Origin of the sequence: Alkalibacterium putridalgicola (assembly GCF_900109825.1) — a bacterium.
GTDB lineage: Bacteria > Bacillota > Bacilli > Lactobacillales > Carnobacteriaceae_A > Alkalibacterium > Alkalibacterium putridalgicola.
This window is the reverse complement of record NZ_FOBL01000016.1, coordinates 1-20944: the sequence shown is the minus strand read 5'-3', so window position 1 is coordinate 20944 and position 20944 is coordinate 1. Positions and strand designations below refer to the sequence as shown.

Here is a 20944-nt window from a genome sequence, read left to right as displayed (position 1 = left end):
TCCAAAAGAGTTAACCTGGTAATCACCTTTACACTATAGCATGTTTCTTATTATACACCAACATAAAGACGATTTGAAAGGGACTATAAAATGAAAAATTATCGAACAATTAAAGAATACGGTTCTCATGAACTGATCATAAAAAAATCCCGATTCATCTGCACCCTTAGACGAACTGAATCTGAAGATGAAGCACAGGCCTTTATCGAAGAAATGAAAAAAGAACATTGGAAAGCCAATCATAACTGTTCAGCCTACTTGATCGGTGAAAACAACCATATTCAGCGTGCCTCCGATGATGGAGAACCCAGTGGCACTGCCGGTGTACCGATGCTGGAAGTGCTGAAAAAAAGGCGCCTTCAGAATGTGACAGCTGTCGTGACTCGCTATTTCGGCGGTACGAAACTGGGGGCCGGGGGACTGATCCGGGCATACGGACAGGTGACAAGTGAGGCCCTGAACCATATCGGCATCGTCGAGAAGCAGCTTCAGCAGTTTGTAGCAGTGACTGTTTCTTATCCTGTCAGTGGAAAGCTTCAAAACAGACTGGAAGAATCAGCTTATACCATACACTCAACCGACTACACTGCGGAGGTTACCTTTCATTGTCTGATTCCTGCTGATAAAACAGATATTTTCAAAAGAGAAATCATCGAATGGACAAGCGCACAGGCAGCCTTTCAAGTTGGTGCAAAAGCCTGGATCGAAGTCCCTGTTGAAAAATGAGCCTGAGTCAAAGTGGCAGAAGACTCGGGTCCCTTGATCAGGATTTGGCTCCTGAGAGCGGGATCGTTCACTCAGTATGTCTTCATGCATTGACAAGTGTCCGATTTACCATAATAATAGTAATGAATAACAAGGTGTTTCAACTTATCTTAAAGGAGTAACTCACGTGTCTAAATATAAAAAGCAGTCTGATCCGTCCCGTACAAACAATTATAAGAAAAAAAGAAAAGAGCGTATTATTTTAAGTATCCTGATCCCGCTTTTCACCCTGATCCTCATTGGTGCTGTCTATCTTGCCAGACTTTTTGCTACAGTGGAGAATGAAATCGACGCCTCTTTTGCAGAAATCGAGCGCCAGCAACCCGTTGAAAAAGTCAATCCGATAGACGAACCTGTTTCGTTCCTGTTTCTTGGAGTAGACAATAATGAAGACCGGCAGCTTGGCTCGACCCGTGCCGATTCGATCATTTATGCGACGCTTAATCCGACAACACACGAAATGAATATGGTTTCCATTCCTAGAGATACTTTCGTTCCCATCATCAACAAAGGAACGACCCTCCGTTATGACCGGATAAATTCCGCTTATGCTGTCGGGGAAGAGAGCGCCATGGTACAGACTGTTGAAGAATGGCTGGATGTTCCTATACATTATTATGCGACTTTCAATTTTGCCGCTTTTCTTGATATCATAGATGAACTTGGTGGTATCGAAATGAATGTTCCGGTAGCTATCAATGAGATGAATTCTGATGATCAGACGGGGTCCATTAAACTTGAGCCCGGCTATCAGACATTGAACGGAGAAGAAGCACTTGCCCTTGCGAGAACTCGTAAAATCGACAATGACGTCAAGCGTGGAGAACGTCAGCAGCTGATCATTGAGGCCATCATCAGAAAAGCACTGAATTTTGAATCGATTACGAAGTACACAGGCATCGCTGAAACTGTCGGAAGTAATATGCAGACGAATATGCGCTTGAAGGATATGACTGCTATTGCTCAGACGGGATTGAACGATTCTTTTTCCATCTCGACCCACATCTTTGAATGGTCGAGTTTTACTGAACGGGGAATGGATCTTGTCCGTATCCAGCCAGACAGCTTTGAGGCCATTCAAACCGAATTGAAAAATGCTTTAAATAAGACTAATGATTCAACCGGTTCAGCTCGATCTGATGATACCGCCTCATAAGTACACACAGCATCGGCAAATATAAAAGACCTCTCGTATCGTCTGGATAACGATACGAGAGGTCTTTAACTATGTTCACTTATTGAGCTTCTTGGTAAACCGTTTTAATGTATTGAGGATCGGCCGCTTGTCCTCACCTACCAGACCGATGATTTCCACAAACAGAAGGATGCCGACGATGACGAAGATCGTAAGTAGAACAGAACCAAGCAGCGTGGAGAAATTATATAGCAGCGCTATGATCGAAAAGATAACAGACACACTGTAAATGGCCAGCACTGTCTGTCTGTGTGACATACCGAGGGTCATAAGACGATGATGGATATGACTTTTATCAGCCACGACAATAGATTGTTTATTCACTTTTCTTCGAATCATGGCAAACAGAGTGTCCGTAATAGGAATCCCCATAATGATAATGGGCAGGACCAGCGAGATCAATGTGGCATTTTTCAAACCCTGGAGTGAGAACACGCCTATCATGAAACCTAAAAACAAGGCTCCCGTATCTCCTAGAAAAACACTGGCCGGATAAAAGTTATAGGGCCAGAAACCAGCAATAGCCGCCACTAAAATAAAAATCATGACTGAAACAGAAACTTCTTCAATAGTCAGGAAGAAAAAACCAATGATCCCCATAGTAGTCAAAGCGATCACAGATATCCCGCTGGCCAGACCGTCCAGTCCATCGATCAAATTGATGGCATTCGTAAAACTGATGATCCACAGAATAGTTAAAGGAAGCTGTAATATACCGAATGACAAGGTCCCAAAGTAAGGAAAAGTCATAGTCTGCAAGGCCACATCCCCCAGAAAATACATTAATGCTGCTGCCGAAACAATACCAAGTAATTTAAGGACGGGAGACAATTCAAATATGTCGTCGATGACACCAGTAATGACAATAATCGTAGATGCAATAAATAAGGGGATCAATTGACTGTCCGGGATGGGCAGCAGAAAAAAAGCCGCCAGATAAAAGGACAGGTAAATGATTATCCCACCCATTGTCGGCATTCTTTTTTCATGGATTCTTCGTTCTTTAGGTTCAGGATCGTCTATGATACCCCACTTATGTGCCAGCCAAGTAAAGACTGGAGTAAGGATCAGGGACGTGATCATAGCAAAAATACTTACGAGGAGTACAACGAACATATCAAACATAATCATTCTCTTTTCATGCTGTTTTGCACTCATTATAGCATTCTAAACTTTCAAAATACAATTGCATTTACCCTGTAACTAGATTAAACTTATAAAAGATAAATCCTATCAGTCACCCTTTAGAAAAGAGGTCCATATGAGATCAGACAAACACATAAATAAAACAGAAAAAGTAAAGCGTTTAAAAGGCGTAGCCTTGGGCTTAGGCCTACTCATCTTTCTGGTTATCGGCGTCATCGCCGGCTACTACGCAAATGAAGTCAGAGTGTTCTTAAACGACGTCAATGAAGAGACACCTGACGAGTTGAGAGATACAAGTGAACAAGATGAATCTCTGCGTGAACTCCACCCGATCTCCTTCCTGATTTTAGGTCTGGATGCAGAAGGTGCAGGAGAATCGAGACGTTCAGATTCCATTATGGTCGCCACTGTCAATCCTGATAAAGAATCGACAAAAATCATCTCGATTCCCAGAGATACCTTGATCACTCTACCAGATAGCACGACTCAGGAAAAATTCAATGCTGTTTATCCTGAAGTGGGCATTAAAGGGCTGATTGATTTTGTAGAAGATTACCTGACGATCCCTATTTCGTTTTATGCCACATTGAATTTTGAAGGTCTTGTTGATCTGGTGGATGCTGTTGGCGGCATCACTGTAGATGCTCCCTTCTCGTTCACGGTCCAGGACAGTGAAGAGACCGCGGATGCTATCGTTATCGAAGAAGGTATACAGGAACTGGATGGCGAAGAAGCCCTCGGCTATGCACGGATGAGAAAACAGGATCCCAGAGGTGATTTCGGCAGACAAGAGCGACAGCGTGAGGTGATCGCTGCGGTCGTCGATGAATTAGCCTCGATCAATTCAGTCACGAATTTCACAGACATCCTTGATGCCATCGGACAAAACCTTCAGACAAACATGTCCGGTCAGCAGATGATGACAGTCGCAACAAACTACAGACCGGCTGCAAATACGATCGAATCAGTCGTTCTTTCAGGTGAAGCTTCTTATGAGTATATCGAACGATACAATCAGGAGCTTTACGTCTGGAATCCCTACGATGAATCTCTGGAAGAGGCACGCAGCACTCTGCGTGAACATCTGGAACTGGATGAAGGAACCGATCCGGAAGATATAGAAAATCCGGAAGATTTGCTGGACGAAGACTAGATAAAAAAGAATGTCACTTCTCTAAAAATCTGACTGGAGCAAAACAGCCCAGCCAGCTTGGATAGAAAAGTGACATTTTTTAGTTGCTTTTTGCTTCTATAAAAAACTCATAGCGTGACCCGACGTACTGGGCCCTGACATATTCGAACGGGTTTTCCTCTTGAGTATAGCTGACTTGTTTCAGTCTGAGGATCGGAGCCTCACGTTTCACATTCAGCATATCGGCAACCTGTTCTGATGCCCATGTAGCCGATATGATCTGCTCCGCTCGGGCAACATGGTAGCCTCTATCGGAAAGAGACTGATAGAGGTGCTGTTTCAGTTCATCTTTATTGATATCACTCACGATATGATAAGGGATCGTTGCCACTTCAAAACATATCGGTTGGTCATCCGCAAAGCGTATGCGTTCCATAACAAGCACTTCTTCATTCTGACCTATTTTAAGTTTCTCCGATTCACTCTCGCTTGCATACTTAGTGTAGAAAGAAACCAGCTTACTTGATGGCGTTTTCCCCAGTCTTTCGATCGTTTCGGTAAAACTTGGGATACCACTCAGCTTTTCACGGACTTTGTCAGAGGCTACAAATGTCCCGGCCCCCTGTTTCCTTTCAAGCAGTCCTTCTTCCACCAGGGAACTCACTGCTTGCCTCGCTGTCATGCGGCTGACATTGAAATCAGCTGCAAGTGCCCGTTCAGAAGGGATCTTCTGCCCTTTGCTCCATTCATTTGACATTACTTTCTGTCTCAGCTTATTATGCATTGCAATGTATACAGGTACTTTTTTTGACATGGTCTGTCCTTCCTAAAAATGAATTAGCAGGCTGCTTATAACTGGCTGGCAGCTTCTTCATCCACAATAATAACAACATCCGGATGCTTCTGGAGGATACTGGCAGGAACGTCTTCTGATACAGGACCGTTCACGGTCTTTTCGATAGCTTCTGCTTTATTCTTTCCATAGGCCATCAGAATGATTTTTTTAGCGGCCATGATCGATGCTATCCCCATGGAGTATGCATAGTCAGGAACCTCGTCTTCAGATTCAAAGTAGCGTTTGTTTGCCTGGATGGTATCTTCAGTCAGTTTTATTTTATGTGTTTTTGTATCGAATGGCGTGCCCGGCTCGTTGAAACCGATGTGCGCATTCGTTCCGATACCTAAAATTTGTACATCGATCGGATTTTTTTCAAGGATCTCATCGTAACGTTCATTTTCATCTTCTTCAGTAGCCAGTCCGTCGGGAATATGCGTTTCTTTAAAAGGCTTGTCATTGAAGAGCTGTTCCTTCATAAAGTGTTCGTAGCTTTGCGGATGATCCGCTTCTAAACCGATATATTCATCCAAATTTACAGCTATTTTATCTGAAAAATCCAGATCGCTTTCCCTCAGTTCTTTATAAAGCATTTCCGGCGTGCTGCCGGTTGCCAGTCCGAAAACTTCAGCCCCTTCTTCCATGGCCTCTTTTATCAGTCGGTAGGCTACTTTGCCGCCTTCTTCTTTATTTTTCACCACTTCGATTTTGATGTTGGATGAATTAGTTGAATGCATGGATATTTCCTCCTAAAATGGTTTCTTGCAGTTTATGATCTTTATCCAAAATGACCATATCGGCATCAAAGTTCGGATTCAATTCTCCCTTAGTGGTCAAGTTGAATTCTTTTGCCTGATTATATGAACTCATTTTCACTGCTTCAAGCATGGAACAATCAGTAAATGCCATCATATTGTTGAAAGCATCGATAAAGGTCAAGACACTACCGGCCAGAGATCCGTTGCTTAGTCGGGCTTGTTTGTCTTTGACGATCACTTTCTGTCCGCCTAATTCGCTCTCACCTTCTGGGCTTCCTTTTGCACGCATGGAATCCGTGATCAGCTCGATACCCTCGGCACCTTTTGCTTTGTAAGCAAGTTTCACCATTTCCTTGGAAATGTGGTGACCATCAACGATCATTTCAACCTTTACATTGTCTTCCAGCAGGCCGAAACCGCTGACGCCTATTTCTCTGTGATGCAGTCCCAGTTGACCGTTAAACAGATGCGTAATGTGCGTAGCTCCTGATTCTTTCAGCTGTTCATAAGTTGCCCCGGAGTGTCCCGCAGACAATATAATATCATTTTCCTGACAATAGGTCTCGAAATCTTTCACATCACCTGTTTCAGGCGCATAAGTGATGAGACGGATACGTTCACCGCTCAGTTTCTGCCATTTTTCCAACGTGTCGAGCTGGGCGGGCCGAATAAATTCTTCCGGCTGAGCGCCTTTGAAATCTTTTGAAATGAAAGGACCTTCAACATGGATGCCCTGGATCATCGGATTCATCTGCGCTGCTTCATTGATTGCTTTCAATGACGCTTCAATATTTTCATCAGACTGGGTCATAGTCGTCGGGAAGTAGGATGTGATCCCCTCCTCCAGCATTTTATAAGTCATGTCGCTTATTTTTTTTGGATCCGCATCCATATTATCTATACCGTAGCCACCATGACTATGAACATCGATAAAGCCGGGGATGATGTAATTTCCTTTAAGATCCGACTCCTCTTCGTCTATCTTTTTTTCGTAGTGCTCCATTTTACCTACATCCAGGATCTCATTGGAGAATCGGATAAAGCCATTTTCGATTTCTCCTTCACCCGTGAATATATGTGCGTTAATGTATACTTTAATCAAAAGTGTTCCTCCTTTTTATTCTATAACTGAAAACCAGTTTCTCCGACATGAACAGTCTCCATTCTCTTTTTAAGAGCATGGAGACTGTCTTTTTATTTCCAGAACTCGTCAAAAACCGTTACTGGCAAGTGACGCTTATGCCGTGTCTGCAGATACCACTGTTCTATTTTTTTTGCTGACTCTTCTGAAATTTCTTTTCCTTCAAGGTAATCGTCGATGTCGTGGTAAGTCACACCCAAAGCGACTTCGTCTGCAATACCGGGTTTATCACTTTCCAGATCGGCTGTCGGTACTTTTTCAACTAAATGTTCCGGTGCATTCAATTCGATCAGTAACTGTTTCCCTTGTCTTTTATTCAAACGGAAAAGCGGATTGATATCCGTTCCACCATCACCGTATTTTGTATAGAAACCAGTTACAGATTCAGCAGAATGGTCAGTTCCTAACACGACCCCGCTCGTATCCCCGGCTATGGCATATTGAATGATCATCCGTTCACGCGCTTTGATATTTCCTTTATTGAAGTCGCTCAAAGTCAGCAGATTCGCTTCCACACTTTTTTCAGTGGCGTCGACTGAAGGCTTGATATCTACGCGCATCACTTTGTCCGGCTGCATCCATTCGATCGCATCCATCGCATCTGCTTCATCCGCCTGCACGCCATAAGGTAGACGAACGGCTATAAACAGATAATCCTGGTTTCCTGTTTCTTCCCGCAGTTCTTCGACTGCCATTTGAGCCAGTTTCCCAAGCAGGGTCGAATCCTGTCCGCCGGATATTCCCAGAACAAATGATTTCAGGAACGGATGTTTCTTCATATAGGCTTTCATGAAATCGATCGATCGTCGAATTTCTTTTTCAGGATCGATCGTCGGTGAAACGTGCATTTCTTCTACTATTTTTTTCTGTAAATCAGATATCATATCTTATCTACTCTCCTCTATAATTGACATTTAAAGTCAGGGCTTAAAAAATAGACTGATCATTCGGCTGGTCTTTAGCTATCTCTTTGAACAATTTGATTGTTTCCACTTTTGCATCGTAGAGTTTCTGTGACAAATCAACAGGATAAGGTTCCGGATTTAAAAGTCGTTTATGTTCTTCCCATTGTTCAGAAAGACTATCCTTGGCATACGCTTTGATTTCTTCAAGCGTAGGCATATCATAGACAAGCTGGCCGTCAACAATAATATCATGCAGCAGTGGTCGTGCCTGGAAATCATCCAGCGTTTTATTTATATACGTGTACTGGGGATGGAACATGAATAACTCATCTTGAAGATCAGGTCTTTCTTCATAAAGAGTGATGTAATCCCCTTCAGGTTTTTTGTTATCATGTGACCGGATCCGCCAGACCTGTTTTTTGCCGGGTGTCGTGATCTTTGACGCATTAGCGGTCAGCTTCAGGGTCGGGTACATTGTTTCGTTTTTACCTTCAACCGATACGATTTTGTAGACAGCACCCAGTGCGGGCTGATCAAACGCCGTGATCATCTTGGTACCCACTCCCCAGACATCGATTTTTGCCCCCTGCATTTTAAGGTTCAAAATCGTTTCTGCATCTAAATCATTAGAGACATATATCTTTGCATCAGGGAATCCTGCCTGATCCAGCTGTTGTCTCACGCGTTTTGACAAGTAAGATAAGTCACCGGAATCGAGTCTTACACCAAGAAAATTGATTTTATCTCCCATTTCTCTTGCTACCCGTATGGCATTGGGAACACCTGAGTCCAGAGTATGGTACGTGTCCACTAAAAACACACAATCCTTATGGGTTTCAGCATAGGCCTTAAATGCCTGATACTCATCTCTGTAGGCCTGGACGAGCGCATGCGCATGCGTACCTGAAGCCGGTATCCCGAATATTTTACCGGCTCTCGTGTTGCTTGTCGCATCACACCCGCCTATATAAGTCGCCCGTGCTCCCCAATGGGCTGCGTCAAATTCCTGAGCGCGTCTGGCCCCGAATTCCAGGACAGGATCATCTCCAGCTGCACTCTTGATTTGTGAAGCTTTCGTGGCAATGAGTGTCTGAAAGTTGATGATATTGAGCAAAGCTGTTTCGATCAGCTGACAGTCTGCAATGGGCCCTTCTACCTGGATAAGCGGTTCATCAGCGAAAGCAACTTCCCCTTCTCTAAATGCACGGATCGTCCCTTTAAACTTCCAATTTTCTAAGTACATTAAGAAGTCTTCAGGAAACTCTTTTACTTCTCTTAAGTATTGGATATCCGATTCACTGAAGGAGAGGTTCTTAACATAATCAACGACTCTTTCCAGTCCCGCAAAGATAGTGTAGCCGATACCGAAAGGATTATTCCGGTAATACACTTCAAAAACAGCTGTATTTAAATGGTTCCCTTTTTTCCAGTAGGTGTAGATCATATTCAGTTCATAGAAATCAGTATGCAATGCCATGCTGTCATCTGCATAGGTCTGTAACATCTTTTTTCCTCCTCATTATAAGGTGTCTCTGTATTGAAGTATATCATAATTCACGCTTCCCTGCGTCGATTCTGACAGAAGTATGCGCATAAATATCATATAAAAAAACAAAACACCGGAAATAGAAACTTTCTCTATTTCCGGTGTTCTGCCATGATTTCATTATAAAAAACAAGGACAGACTGAGACTGTTTTTCTATTGAAAAACGCGAGGCAAAGGTTCGCAGGTGATGACCCTTTATACTTAACTGATCTTTTTTCCAAAGGTCATAAGCTTCTGACAGAGCGTCCTTCAATGCATCCGCATCTCCGGGAGCAACAAGCCAGCCCATACTGGCATCTCTGATCACTTCTCTGACATCTCCCACATCCGTTGCAATGACGGGCGTCTTTTCATCCGCTGCTTCCAACAGGATCATCGGAAAGCCTTCGCTCAAAGACGGTAATATAAAAACATCCGCCTCCCGTAACGCTTCCCTTATCTCAGCACCTGACAGCCATCCTTTAAAGTTGAGATGGTCCATAAGATCGTATGCTTCACCTTTTCTCTTTAATGCATTCATCTCTTCTCCGTCTCCACAAATGTCCCACTGCCAGTTCTGTTCTGTGAACTCACTTAGAGCATCCATGAGAACGTCATACCCTTTTATTTTAGTTAACCTTCCCACCGTGACAAGGGTAAACCTTTTCTGACTGACAGATGCGGATCGTTCCTTGGAGTCAGAAAATCGGATACCATTATGTATGACTTTGATGCAGCAGGCTGGTATGCCCTGTGACTTTAAAAATGTGCTGATTTCATGCGAAACAGTGATAATGCCATCTGCTCGCTTAAATGTCTTCAAATGGATGAGTTCAAACATCTTGCCCATGGATCCACGGTCTTTGAAATCAAGCAGAGGGTGACTGTGCACAGTTATTACCCACTTGACAGTCAAAAAAGGAGAAAGGAATGCCATAAGGCTGTTGGCACGCGGTCCATGTGTATGAAGGATCGTATAGTCCTGTTTCAAGATGAACCTTCTCAATTGGTACAGGACAGACAAATCAAACCGGTTCTTCTGTTCAAAAACGTAGACGCTGACCCCCGCTTCGCGCGCCGCCTGAGCAACCGGTCCTTCTTCAAAAACGATCAAATCGATCTGTTCAGCTTTCAGCTTCTCAAGCAGCGAAACGATGTGTACGAGCCCGCCGCCAAATTCATTTCCTGCATTGATATGTGCAATTTTCATTGAACTTTATCCTTTTTCTTCTGTCTATAGATTTCCTGAAGGAATTTTGGCAGAACGGACATGCGTTTGTACCTTGATGGCTGTTTGATGAGTCTATAAAGCCACTCAACATGAAAGTACTGCACGAGTTTAGGGGCCCGTTTCGTTTTGCCCGACAGGACATCAAAACTCCCCCCTACACCCACAGCGATACCATGGTCAACTTGACTAAGATAGTTACTGATCCATTTCTCTTGCCTTGGAAACCCGAAGGCGACGAATATCATGTCAGGCTCGGTCTTCTTGACTTTTTTGATCATTTCAGGATCGGCATGATTGAAATAGCCATGGTGATAGCCGGCAATCTTAATGTCAGGCCATTTTTTCTTTACTTCTGAGATCGTCAGTTCAATGATTTCTTCTTCTGCGCCTATAAAGTAGACGTTCTTTTTTTCCAGATCAGCGATTTCCAGAAGACCCAGCATCAGTTCAAATCCCGGTACCCGCTCTTTGATCGGCGTACCCAGCGCATGAGAAGCTTTTACGATGCCAATACCGTCTGGAGCAATGAAATCTGCCTGCATCAGCAATTGATAGTAATCTGGATTGTCTCGTGCATACATCACTATCTCAGGATTGGCGGTCACTAAAAACGTTTTCTGTCCTGTGTTCAGCCGTTCATATAGTGCTTTCAGAAATTCTTTACGTGTCATATTATCAAAGGGAATACCCAGAATCGTCACTTTGCTATTCATTATTCGTTCATCCATTCTACTGGCTTTCTATTACAGGTTGATCAGTGATAAGGAATGACCTGTTATCTCATCATATGTTTCTTTTAATCGGATAACACATCATTTTTTCCATTTTGCTTGACTTTATATAATAGTCTGTCTGCACGGTTAAAGAGCTGGCTTACCGTTTCGTTCCCCATATATTCAGCTACCCCCGAACTGCTCGTCACTTCAGCAGGTTCACTGAACTCACGCTCATTAAATTTCACGCGGATCTCTTCTGCTATTTCAAGCGCTTCTCTCTTTTTGACATCCGGCAAGACGATCAGAAATTTTCCGCCCTCGAACGTCCCGGCAAACTGATCCGGTTGCAGCGTTTCTTTTATGACTCCGGCCGCTTCTTTTATGACTTCATCTCCAAATAAGGGGCCAAACAGGGCATTCTGGTGTTCAAGATTGTCGATATCCAGGATGATCATAGATACGGTCTTCTTGTTCTGCTTATTGACGTCGGATATGACTTGCCCCAGCCTCACAAGGATATTGGAACGGTTGAATAAGCCCGTCAGTTTATCCTGTTTTGACAGCTGGGCCCATTCTTTGTTTTCTTTCATCAGTTCCTGTTTTTCCGCTTCGTAATTTGTCACATCAAAGACGATACCGGCCAGAAACAAAGGTTCGCCGCTTTCAGAACGCTGTGTGACTGTCCCACGGTCATAATACGTTTTGTAAGACCCGTCTTTTGCTTGTATACGATATTTTACTTCCCAGACCGGAATTTTTCCTGCCAGATGATTCTGCATCATCTGCATGACAAAATCGTAGTCTTCCGGATGCAGACGATCGGTAAAGAACTGAAAATCCACAGATTCCGGAAGTTCTTCCTTTTTGAACCCCAGTGCTTCTGCTTTCTTTGGATTGAAGGTGACTTTGTTCTCTTTAAAATCCCAGAACCAATGCCCTAAATTTCCGATCCAGGAAAATTCCAGTGAATCCTGATCCTGCTGTAGTTTGAGGAGCTCTTTATTCAATCGCTTTACAGCTTCCAATTCATTTTTCAAGCTTTCGATTTCTCTCTGCTGATCCATATCCGCCATCTCCTCGTCTGCTCTTTCCTTTAGTATAATACAGGTGACTCGGGTTTTATATCCTGAAACCAAAGCTTTTGCATTTATGATGACATTAGTCACAAAATCGTCATACTTTCCGGGTAGACAAACTTTACTGACGGTTAAATCAGTCTATGCGTTCGATTTCGATAAGGTTTATCTGCAGCGGATAACTTTCCATAACGGGTCCTTCATGCGTGACACGTACACGATCTCCAACTTCCAGATTCAAATCTTCCTCGACAGGTATGCTCACTTCTGTTCCTGAACGTCTGATGTCTTCACCTTCGGATGGTTCAACGATCACACTATACTCGTCCAATCGAATAACAGTGCCTTCAAAGGTCTCTCCTGACTGACAGCCGGCAAGAAGGAACAGGAACAACAGGATAAAAGCAGTTAAGACTCTTTTCATTTTAATCCCCCTCAAACTGATCAATGTTTTTTCAGCAGCAGCTGATCGATAAAGTGATCGGTGGTTTTGTGCAGGATCATATCCGCCCGAAAACGGGTTGGCAGGATGAATTCTTCCAGATTCTTCAGGTTGACTTTTTTCCATACACCGCGTGCCATCTCGAAGGCTTCTTTCTTATCTCCAATGGCATATGGATAGTAATAGTTCGAAGGATCCGTGAAGGCCGTTTTCAGCAGCAGCCCGAACCGCTCAAGATACCAGTTCTCGATCTTGGCTGGTTCTGCATCCACATAAAAGCTGAAATCGAAAAAATCGCTGACAAAGATTTTTTCATTGGTCGGTAGCTGCAGCACATTGATCCCTTCAACGATCAGAATATCAGGCTGGTCGATGATTTCAAATTTATCTGGAACGATATTGTATAGACGGTGGGAATAGAGCGGCACTTCGATGTTCCTTCTGCCGCTTTTGACGTCACCCATGAAACTGATGAGACGGTGCATGTCATAACTTTCAGGAAAGCCTTTACGGTTCAGGATGCCACGTTCTTTCAAGACTTCATTGGGATAAAGGAAACCGTCCGTCGTGATGAGACTGACTTTCTGATCCGGATAGGCACGTGCCATCATTGCCTGGAGAAAACGGGCCAGAGTGCTTTTTCCCACAGCCACACTTCCGGCTATCCCGATGATGTAGGGATCTTTCTTGTGCGGCTTGCTTAAAAAGCGTTTTATTTCATCTTGTCTTTCATGGTAGTGCTTGATATATTTATTCAGGATCTCAAGGATAGGCAGATAAATTTCTTTCACATCCATAACAGAAACGTTGTCGTTTAAAGAACGCAATGCTTCCACTTCCGTGTCTGTCAGCATCATTTTTTTGTTTTTATTTAACTCTTTCCACTCTTCGCGGTTGATTATATAAAAGGAATCAGATTCTTTCATGCGGTTACCTCCGCTCTCATCGTATTTATCTTACACAGTTTACCAAATCTCTATCCGCTTTCACAATACTCATTGACAAACTTGGAGGATTAATCTTTAACGAATCTTTAAGTGCCCCTGTTATGATAAAATAGAAAACAGGATGATTCTGTCCTTATTATGAATAGCCGTTTTCTTAATTAACCGTTTGACCATACATATAAACTATACATCTCGAGGTGACTCTATGAAGACTTTAAACAAAAGCGCGACAGGAAAGGCACACGGTAAAATCATTCTCATCGGCGAACACGCCGTTGTTTATGGTGAACCGGCGATCGCTTTTCCTTTTAAAGCTGCACCTGTAATGGTGAAGATAACTAAAACAGAAACACCCGCCAGGATTGCATCGAGCTATTACTCGGGACCCTTGAACGAAGCCCCCGACGTGCTCGCAAATATAAAACTATTACTTGAAACGATCGGCCATGACTTAGATCAGCCTGTGGAAAATTTATCCATCACCATAACCAGTTGTATCCCAGCTGAGAGAGGTATGGGTTCGAGTGCAGCCGTTGCAAATGCATTCGTTCGAGCACTTTTCAATTATTTCAATACGCCACTGGATAAAGAGCGACTTCTCTATTATGTCGATATTTCCGAGAAAATCGCACATGGGAATCCCAGCGGTATAGATGCCCGAGTAACAAGCAGCGAGTTCCCCGTCTTCTATAGAAAAGGCAGCACGTTTGAAGCACTTTCTATTCATTTGACCGGTTATCTGATCGCTGCAGACACTGGGGTCAAAGGTCGGACTGGCGAATCGGTTGCTGACGTGGCGCGATGCGTTGAAAAACAACCAGAACAGACGATGGAGACGATCAGAACCATCGGTCAGCTTACCCTGCAGGCAAAAGATGCTCTTGCCCATAATGCTCTGGAACATTTAGGCAGGCTGCTGACTCAGGCACATAGCATGCTGCAGAAGTTAACAGTAAGTGACGACACACTGGATCATCTTGTCGAGACGGCCATCCAGTCTGGCGCATTAGGCGCTAAGTTGACCGGGGGAGGCCGGGGCGGCTGCATGATCGCTCTGGCTCAATCAGAACAAAAGGCAAAAATCATCGCAGACAAACTTTTGGAACAGGGAGCTGTCAATACCTGGATCCATGCGTTAGGAGAAGATAACAATGAGTAACTGGGTACGCGCACACACAAATATCGCCTTGATCAAATACTGGGGCAAGAAGGACGAGGATCTGATCATCCCAATGAACAATTCGCTTTCTTTAACACTGGACGCTTTCTATACCGATACACGCGTCACATTCGATGACGCGCTGACAGCCGATGAACTGTATCTGGATGACATGCTGCAGGATTTTACAGCGCTGAAAAAAGTAAAAACCGTTCTGGATCTAGTGAGAGAAAAAGCAGGAATCAGGTCAAAAGCGAAAGTTGAAAGCTATAATCACGTACCGACAGCTGCCGGTCTGGCCTCTTCAGCCTCAGGACTGGCCGCACTGGCCGGTGCAGCCAGTCTGGCGGCTGGTCTGGAACTGTCTTCAGTCGAACTTTCCAGACTGGCCCGCAGAGGTTCAGGATCGGCCTCACGGAGCATATACGGCGGCTTCGCTGAATGGCAGAAAGGGTCAAGCGACGAGACCTCCTTTGCTGTGCCGGTAGACGATGCGGACTGGGACATAGGCATGCTGTTCATTGTGGTGAGCGACAAGAAAAAAGACGTGTCGAGCCGCGAGGGCATGTCGCGGACTGTCCGGACGTCTCCTTTTTATCAGGGCTGGCTGGATTCCCTGGACGAAGATTTGAACGCTATGAAACAGGCTATCAAGAAACAGGACATTGATAAAGTCGGCGTCATCGCAGAACAGAATGCCTTAAAAATGCACGCCACGACACTGGGGGCAAAACCGCCCTTTACCTACTGGTCTCCTGACAGCTTGAAAGCAATGGATTCAGTTAGAGCCCTGCGGGAACAAGGTTATTCCGTATATTTCACTATGGATGCCGGGCCAAATGTCAAACTTATCTGCAGACAGTCCCAGCTTGAGGAAATAAGGACACATTTACTTAGTGACTTCACTGGATCGCAGCTTATTGCAGCGAGACCCGGCCCCGCACTTCACGTAGTGACGGGCCCGGAGCTTTGATCACAAGGGAAAGGTGACGAAATGAAGCAGACACAAAACAAAGCACCAGGAAAACTTTTTATTGCCGGTGAATATGCCGTTGTCGAGCCCGGATATCCCGCTGTCATCGTCGCTGTTGACCGGTTCATTACTGTTTCGGTCTCCCCATCCAATGGGCCCTCCGGAACAATCACTTCCCCGTCTCTTTCTGACGATATACTGCAGTGGCGGCGCAACGGTCAACGGATAATGCTTGAAGGGACGAATGAAAAAGCTGATATCCTTTTAAAAACAATGGAAATAACCGAACGCTACTTAATTGAACAAGGTTGTGCTCTCCCTTATTATGACTTGGTCATAGAAAGCACTTTGGACAGCCCGGACGGCAGGAAATACGGGCTGGGGTCCAGCGGTGCAGTGACAGTCGCCGCAGCAAAAGCTATACTGGAGTCTGATGGCATTACGCTCAGTGATGAAAAAGTATTTAAACTCGCTGCTGCCGTTCATGTCTCCTTAAAAAGCAGAGGTTCGCTGGGAGATCTAGCGGCAGCGGCTTACACAGGCTGGATCGCTTACTCCAGCCCGGACAAGCACTGGATAGAGAAGCAGCTGGATCAAGTCACCCTCTCTGCTCTGATCGGACAGCCATGGCCGGAACTTAGGATCGAGCGCTTGCCTGCCCCGTCATCTCTTCAGCTTCTCGTTGGCTGGACCGGCCATCCCGCCTCCACAGAATCCTATGTCACTTCGGTCCATCAGGAGCGTGAGAAGATAAGTTACCAGGCTTTTTTAAATGAAAGTAAGGCCTGCGTGGCAGATCTGATAAAAGGAATCAAAACGGATGAAAGTGATCAGATAAAAGATGCTGTGCGTCACAACCGTGAGCTCCTGCTTAAGATGAGCCAAGCAAAAGAGATCGTTCTGGAAACATCGCTGCTCGCCCGCCTCAATAGTATTGCAGAAAAAAATGGAGCAGCTGCTAAAACATCTGGAGCCGGTGGTGGGGACTGTGGTATCGCCTTAGTTGGGACCCCCCAGCAGAAAAAGCACATCTTTTCAGAGTGGCGGGCGAGTCATATTGAACCGCTGTCTCTTACCGTGTATGATAAACATAATTGACAAAGTCTGGAGTGTGCCTTATGCCGAAAACCAATAACCGAAAAAATGAACATGTCTCGTTATCCGAAAAATTTTATGACAAAGGAGATTCCTCTTTTAAAGATGTCTCCTTCGTTCACCATTCTTTCCCTCAATGTGATGTGAAAGATATCTCTCTGAACGTTACTTTAGAGGGTCTACATTTTTCCTCTCCCTTTTTCATCAATGCAATGTCTGGTGGCAGTGCGTGGACCGGTAAAGTCAATGAAAAGCTCGCTTTGATCGCGAGAGAAACGGACCTTGCGATGGCTACGGGATCAGTCAGTGCAGCACTCAAAGATCCGTCTCAAGCTGATACCTTCCGAATCGTCCGTCAGACAAATCCTAATGGGCTGGTATTTGCCAATCTAGGTGCCGGACACGGTCTGGAAAATGCCAAACGAGCCGTTGATCTGCTTGATGCCGATGCTCTTCAAATTCATTTAAATGCTCCGCAGGAAATCGTCATGCCTGAAGGTGACCGCGAATTTTCAGAGTGGATAGATAATGTACAGTCTATCGTTGAGGGGTTAGGGGTACCCGTTATTGTGAAAGAAGTCGGCTTTGGCATGTCCAGAGAAACGGTCGAATTGCTGGAATCGATCGGTGTAAGCCTTATCGACATCAGTGGAAAAGGCGGGACGAATTTTGCTCAGATAGAAAATTACCGTAGAAAAGATTTCAAACTGGACGACTTAGAAGCGTGGGGACAGTCGACTGCGGTATCTCTGCTTGAAGCACAGGAAAGTGTCAGTCAAGCTTCCATCATCGCATCCGGCGGGATCAGACGTCCAATGGAAATCGTCAAAGCTTTGGCACTTGGTGCATCTGTCAGTGGTCTATCCAGTCAGATCATGCACATGGCACTGGATGATGTGGATGAAGCTATAATGGCTTTGACTAACTGGAAAGAAGAAATAAAACGCATCATGACCTTGCTGGGTGCCACATCTGTCAGTGATTTAAAACAGACGGATCTGATCATTGCCGGAGAGACGGCGGAATGGTGTGACGCCCGGAATATAGATAAACGCCGTTATGCATTCAGATCAAACAGCAGATAACTGTACTCTGCGACTCCAGAACACGCATATAAAGAAGGCTGATCATGAATAATCCTAAAAACACCACGCATCTATTCACATATATCTGGCTGCCACTCTACGTCATCCTTCAGCTGACATGGGGAGGCATCCAGTCACTGGCCGGTCTTGTTCTGTTTCTTTACTATTTTCATTCGCCTCACGATTTTTTTCATGGGTGCATCCGCACAAAATGGTCCTCCTTTAACGGAATCTCTCTCGGCCTGTTTATCTTTACGCCCAATGAGGAAGACCCGGACTTGCTTAAACGCAGAAAGTACAGCAGACAGCTGCTTAAAGAACAGTGTGACCGGATATCCGTGCATGAATACGGTCATACCTATCAGTCCCTGATGCTCGGTCCATTTTACCTTCTTATCATAGGGACCGTTTCCTGGTCATGGGCCCGTACGAAACGATACAGGGATCTTCGCAAGCGTTATGGTGTGCCTTATTCTTTCTGCTGGACAGAAGCTTGGGCAAATACTCTTGGTGAGTGGATCTTAAAGGAACCGTCCATTACACATTGACAAAAAAACAGTCATGATCTTAATCTAACGGGTTCGGTTTTCGAGTAGAAAATATAAATCAACACCGTATAATGAGTACCAATTAACAATATAATTGGTACTCATTTTTTTATTGTTAAATCAATACGAAAACAAGGAAACAGGCTCGTGAAGAATTTATTGAAGCTGGTGCTGATTTAATAAACTGGGGGATTTTTCGAGGACACAACACGAAATCGTTAAGGAAGCTAGCTTATTATAAATTGAGTGAATTGTTTGAGTATCATAAGTTTCACAAGCAGGTAGGGACTAAACTAGTCTATGCAGATACCCCAATTCAACACCCGTTAGCAACGATTGATAGAGGGTTTTGTTCAGTAGATTGTAAAACTAATCTATCCTCTTTCGAATCCAAAGACATTTCGAAGCTAATCTTAAATGTCAACGACAATGCAGCAAACACATTCATTCAGCATATTCGTAGACGATTATCAATCTTAGAAAGACCATTAACAACTGCTCGTGGAGACGGGAAAAGCTATATCTACTCCAATTTCAATCCGAAATATGCTCAAATGGCTCTAACAATTCTTCGGACCTATTATAACTTCTGCTTTTCTTACACATCTGATGGGGGCAGTGGAACCGCTGCTCAGCGGTTAGGATTAACGAAGAAGAAGTTCAATATAAAAGACATTATTTATATGCAGTAATTAGTTCTTAAAAAACAAACAAAACGCTTAGAGAACTCTAAGCGTTTTGTACTTTTGTTTAGTATTTCTTCTTGAACTAACACATCCGTTAGCACAACAAGAAGAATATTACATATGACCTTTTGATGTTCCCTTTGATAATGAAATACTGGGAAATATAGAAATGAGGATTTTCCAAATTATGTAGCCTAAAAATGCTCCAATAGTGTTTAATATTAAATCATCAATGTCTGCGGAACGCCCCATTGGAATAGAAAATTGCACCACCTCAATAAATAATGAAAATAGCAACCCTGTTAGAATGATATGCTCCCCTTATAGTAGACAGAGAAATAATAAAAATTCTCTGACACTATAAGAGGAGTTTTTGTCATGTCAAAAAGAACTACATCACATAATTTAAATGAACGATATGAGATGGTCATCGCGATACTGGAAGAAAGATGTTCAATTAATTCTCTAATAAAGAATGAAGGGATAAGTAAATCGGCACTTAAAAGCTGGATTAGGAAATATAATGCCAACGGCATTGAAGGGTTAAAAGAATCCAGAGGGTGGAAAGTCTATTCGGATGAAGTGAAAACAAAAGCAGTTGAACACTACCTAAATACATCTGCGGGATTAGAATCGACTTGTGATACGTTCAACATCTCGTCCAGTTCGGTTTTAAGAAAATGGATTAAGCTTTATACTAGTGGAAAGGGATTTAAATCTACTAGTAGAGGAAGTCAGAAAATGAATACAGGGCGCAAAACAACATGGAAAGAACGAATTGAGATTGCACAATTCACCATTGCAAATGATCAGAATTATCATAAAGCCGAAGCAGAATACAATGTTTCGTATCAACAAGTCTATCAATGGGTACGCAAGTACAAAAATGGTGGACCAGAAGCACTTAAAGACCGCCGTGGGCGTTCTTTAGAATCAAAGGAAACGTTGACTGAAGAAGAAGAACTTCAGCTTGAGGTGAAAAGATTAAAACAGAGAAATGAGTATTTGGAAGCGGAGAACGGTTTGATAAAAAAGTTAAAACTTATCGAAAGGAGGAATCGGCGCGGTCAGGATCCTGCCTGAACGAGTTTCAGGCTATCTATGAATATAATAAAGAAACGGATGTTTCTATTCTTATGCTCTGTAACATCATAGACGTCTCTCGATCCGGCTACTATAAATGGTTGAACCATACTCCTTCTCGGTGGGAAGAGGAAACGGAACGATTGATGTCGTGGATAAAAGAACGTTTTTATCACTATAACGGCATCTTTGGATATCGTCGCCTCACAATCGATTTAAATCGTGCCTCGAAGACCAAGCGGTACAATAAGAAACGTGTACGTCGCCTCATGATTCAAATGGGATTAAAGTCTTATATTCGACGTTCTAACGGATACTGCACACGAACCAGCTACAAAAATATCGAAGAGAATCATCTGAACCGTGAATTTGAAGCTGATAAACCTAACGAGAAGTGGGTCACAGACATCACCCATCTCCATTATGGTGACGGCCAAAAAGCCTATCTTAGTGCCATTAAAGACCTGTATGACGGATCGATCATTGCCTATAAACTCAGA

The 20944-nt window shown here is 43.8% G+C and carries 22 protein-coding genes; 10 read left to right on the top strand and 12 right to left on the bottom strand.

Annotated elements, in window-relative coordinates:
- The first annotated feature begins 90 nt into the window (after positions 1-90).
- Positions 91-726: a YigZ family protein gene (locus BMX84_RS06665; RefSeq protein ID WP_091488285.1), complete on the top strand. Its 636-nt coding sequence runs from the start codon at positions 91-93 to the stop codon at positions 724-726.
- A gap of 166 nt (positions 727-892) precedes the next feature.
- Positions 893-1921, top strand: a complete 1029-nt coding sequence (locus tag BMX84_RS06660; RefSeq protein ID WP_091488283.1) for an LCP family protein — start codon at positions 893-895, stop codon at positions 1919-1921.
- Positions 1922-1996: 75 nt separating this feature from the next.
- Here the strand turns inward: BMX84_RS06660 and BMX84_RS06655 are convergent, their stop codons facing one another.
- A complete protein-coding gene (locus tag BMX84_RS06655; protein WP_091488343.1) occupies positions 1997-3076 on the bottom strand; it encodes a glycosyltransferase family 4 protein in 1080 nt (359 codons plus the stop codon).
- Positions 3077-3221: 145 nt separating this feature from the next.
- On the opposite strand from BMX84_RS06655, the gene BMX84_RS06650 reads away from it, so the two are divergent.
- On the top strand, positions 3222-4259 hold the full coding sequence (locus BMX84_RS06650) for an LCP family protein (RefSeq protein ID WP_091488281.1): 1038 nt from the start codon (positions 3222-3224) through the stop codon (positions 4257-4259).
- Positions 4260-4338: 79 nt separating this feature from the next.
- Here BMX84_RS06650 and BMX84_RS06645 read toward each other — a convergent pair whose 3' ends face one another.
- The 10 genes from BMX84_RS06645 to coaA all read right to left on the bottom strand — a co-directional run bounded on the left by BMX84_RS06645 (position 4339) and on the right by coaA (position 13794).
- The gene (locus tag BMX84_RS06645) at positions 4339-5052 is read right to left on the bottom strand and encodes a GntR family transcriptional regulator (protein ID WP_091488280.1); all 714 of its coding nucleotides are present in this window, start codon (positions 5050-5052) and stop codon (positions 4339-4341) included.
- 35 nt (positions 5053-5087) lie between these two features.
- On the bottom strand, positions 5088-5786 hold the full coding sequence (locus BMX84_RS06640) for a glucosamine-6-phosphate deaminase (protein ID WP_091488341.1): 699 nt from the start codon (positions 5784-5786) through the stop codon (positions 5088-5090).
- Between the two features lie 10 nt (positions 5787-5796).
- Positions 5797-6933: an N-acetylglucosamine-6-phosphate deacetylase gene (gene nagA / locus BMX84_RS06635; protein WP_091488278.1), complete on the bottom strand. Its 1137-nt coding sequence runs from the start codon at positions 6931-6933 to the stop codon at positions 5797-5799.
- A gap of 92 nt (positions 6934-7025) precedes the next feature.
- On the bottom strand, positions 7026-7853 hold the full coding sequence (gene nadE, locus BMX84_RS06630) for an ammonia-dependent NAD(+) synthetase (protein ID WP_091488340.1): 828 nt from the start codon (positions 7851-7853) through the stop codon (positions 7026-7028).
- Between the two features lie 46 nt (positions 7854-7899).
- Positions 7900-9381, bottom strand: a complete 1482-nt coding sequence (locus BMX84_RS06625) for a nicotinate phosphoribosyltransferase (protein ID WP_091488277.1) — start codon at positions 9379-9381, stop codon at positions 7900-7902.
- Between the two features lie 134 nt (positions 9382-9515).
- The gene (locus BMX84_RS06620; RefSeq protein ID WP_091488275.1) at positions 9516-10613 is read right to left on the bottom strand and encodes a glycosyltransferase family 4 protein; all 1098 of its coding nucleotides are present in this window, start codon (positions 10611-10613) and stop codon (positions 9516-9518) included.
- Positions 10610-11347 (bottom strand): WecB/TagA/CpsF family glycosyltransferase, encoded by a 738-nt coding sequence (locus BMX84_RS06615; protein ID WP_091488274.1) that lies wholly within the window; start codon positions 11345-11347, stop codon positions 10610-10612. The genes BMX84_RS06620 and BMX84_RS06615 overlap by 4 nt, the downstream gene beginning before the upstream one ends.
- A gap of 83 nt (positions 11348-11430) precedes the next feature.
- Positions 11431-12414, bottom strand: a complete 984-nt coding sequence (locus tag BMX84_RS06610) for a sensor domain-containing diguanylate cyclase (RefSeq protein ID WP_177165492.1) — start codon at positions 12412-12414, stop codon at positions 11431-11433.
- A 148-nt stretch (positions 12415-12562) separates the two neighbouring features.
- Positions 12563-12850, bottom strand: coding sequence for a DUF3221 domain-containing protein (locus BMX84_RS06605; RefSeq protein ID WP_091488271.1), 288 nt, complete (start codon positions 12848-12850; stop codon positions 12563-12565).
- Positions 12851-12870: 20 nt separating this feature from the next.
- Positions 12871-13794 carry a type I pantothenate kinase gene (coaA, locus tag BMX84_RS06600; RefSeq protein ID WP_091488269.1) on the bottom strand — a complete coding sequence of 308 codons (924 nt, stop codon included), beginning with the start codon at positions 13792-13794 and terminating at the stop codon, positions 12871-12873.
- 226 nt (positions 13795-14020) lie between these two features.
- Here coaA and mvk point away from each other — a divergent pair, with 226 nt between their 5' ends.
- The 5 genes from mvk to BMX84_RS06575 are packed head-to-tail and all read left to right on the top strand — an operon-like array spanning position 14021 to position 18675.
- Positions 14021-14974, top strand: coding sequence for a mevalonate kinase (gene mvk / locus BMX84_RS06595; protein ID WP_091488267.1), 954 nt, complete (start codon positions 14021-14023; stop codon positions 14972-14974).
- Positions 14967-15947: a diphosphomevalonate decarboxylase gene (gene mvaD, locus BMX84_RS06590; RefSeq protein WP_091488266.1), complete on the top strand. Its 981-nt coding sequence runs from the start codon at positions 14967-14969 to the stop codon at positions 15945-15947. The genes mvk and mvaD overlap by 8 nt, the downstream gene beginning before the upstream one ends.
- A gap of 21 nt (positions 15948-15968) precedes the next feature.
- A complete protein-coding gene (locus tag BMX84_RS06585; protein ID WP_091488264.1) occupies positions 15969-17045 on the top strand; it encodes a phosphomevalonate kinase in 1077 nt (358 codons plus the stop codon).
- 20 nt (positions 17046-17065) lie between these two features.
- Positions 17066-18127: a type 2 isopentenyl-diphosphate Delta-isomerase gene (gene fni / locus BMX84_RS06580; RefSeq protein ID WP_091488262.1), complete on the top strand. Its 1062-nt coding sequence runs from the start codon at positions 17066-17068 to the stop codon at positions 18125-18127.
- Positions 18128-18171: 44 nt separating this feature from the next.
- Entirely contained in the window at positions 18172-18675 is a 504-nt protein-coding gene (locus BMX84_RS06575) for a hypothetical protein (protein ID WP_091488260.1), read from the top strand.
- Between the two features lie 800 nt (positions 18676-19475).
- Here the strand turns inward: BMX84_RS06575 and BMX84_RS06565 are convergent.
- Positions 19476-19670, bottom strand: a complete 195-nt coding sequence (locus BMX84_RS06565) for a VanZ family protein (protein ID WP_281282308.1) — start codon at positions 19668-19670, stop codon at positions 19476-19478.
- Positions 19671-19739: 69 nt separating this feature from the next.
- Here BMX84_RS06565 and BMX84_RS06560 point away from each other — a divergent pair, with 69 nt between their 5' ends.
- Entirely contained in the window at positions 19740-20444 is a 705-nt protein-coding gene (locus BMX84_RS06560; RefSeq protein ID WP_091488257.1) for a helix-turn-helix domain-containing protein, read from the top strand.
- Positions 20445-20497: 53 nt separating this feature from the next.
- On the top strand, positions 20498-20944 hold a 447-nt coding region (locus BMX84_RS06555; RefSeq protein ID WP_143058682.1), incomplete at its 3' end, for an IS3 family transposase.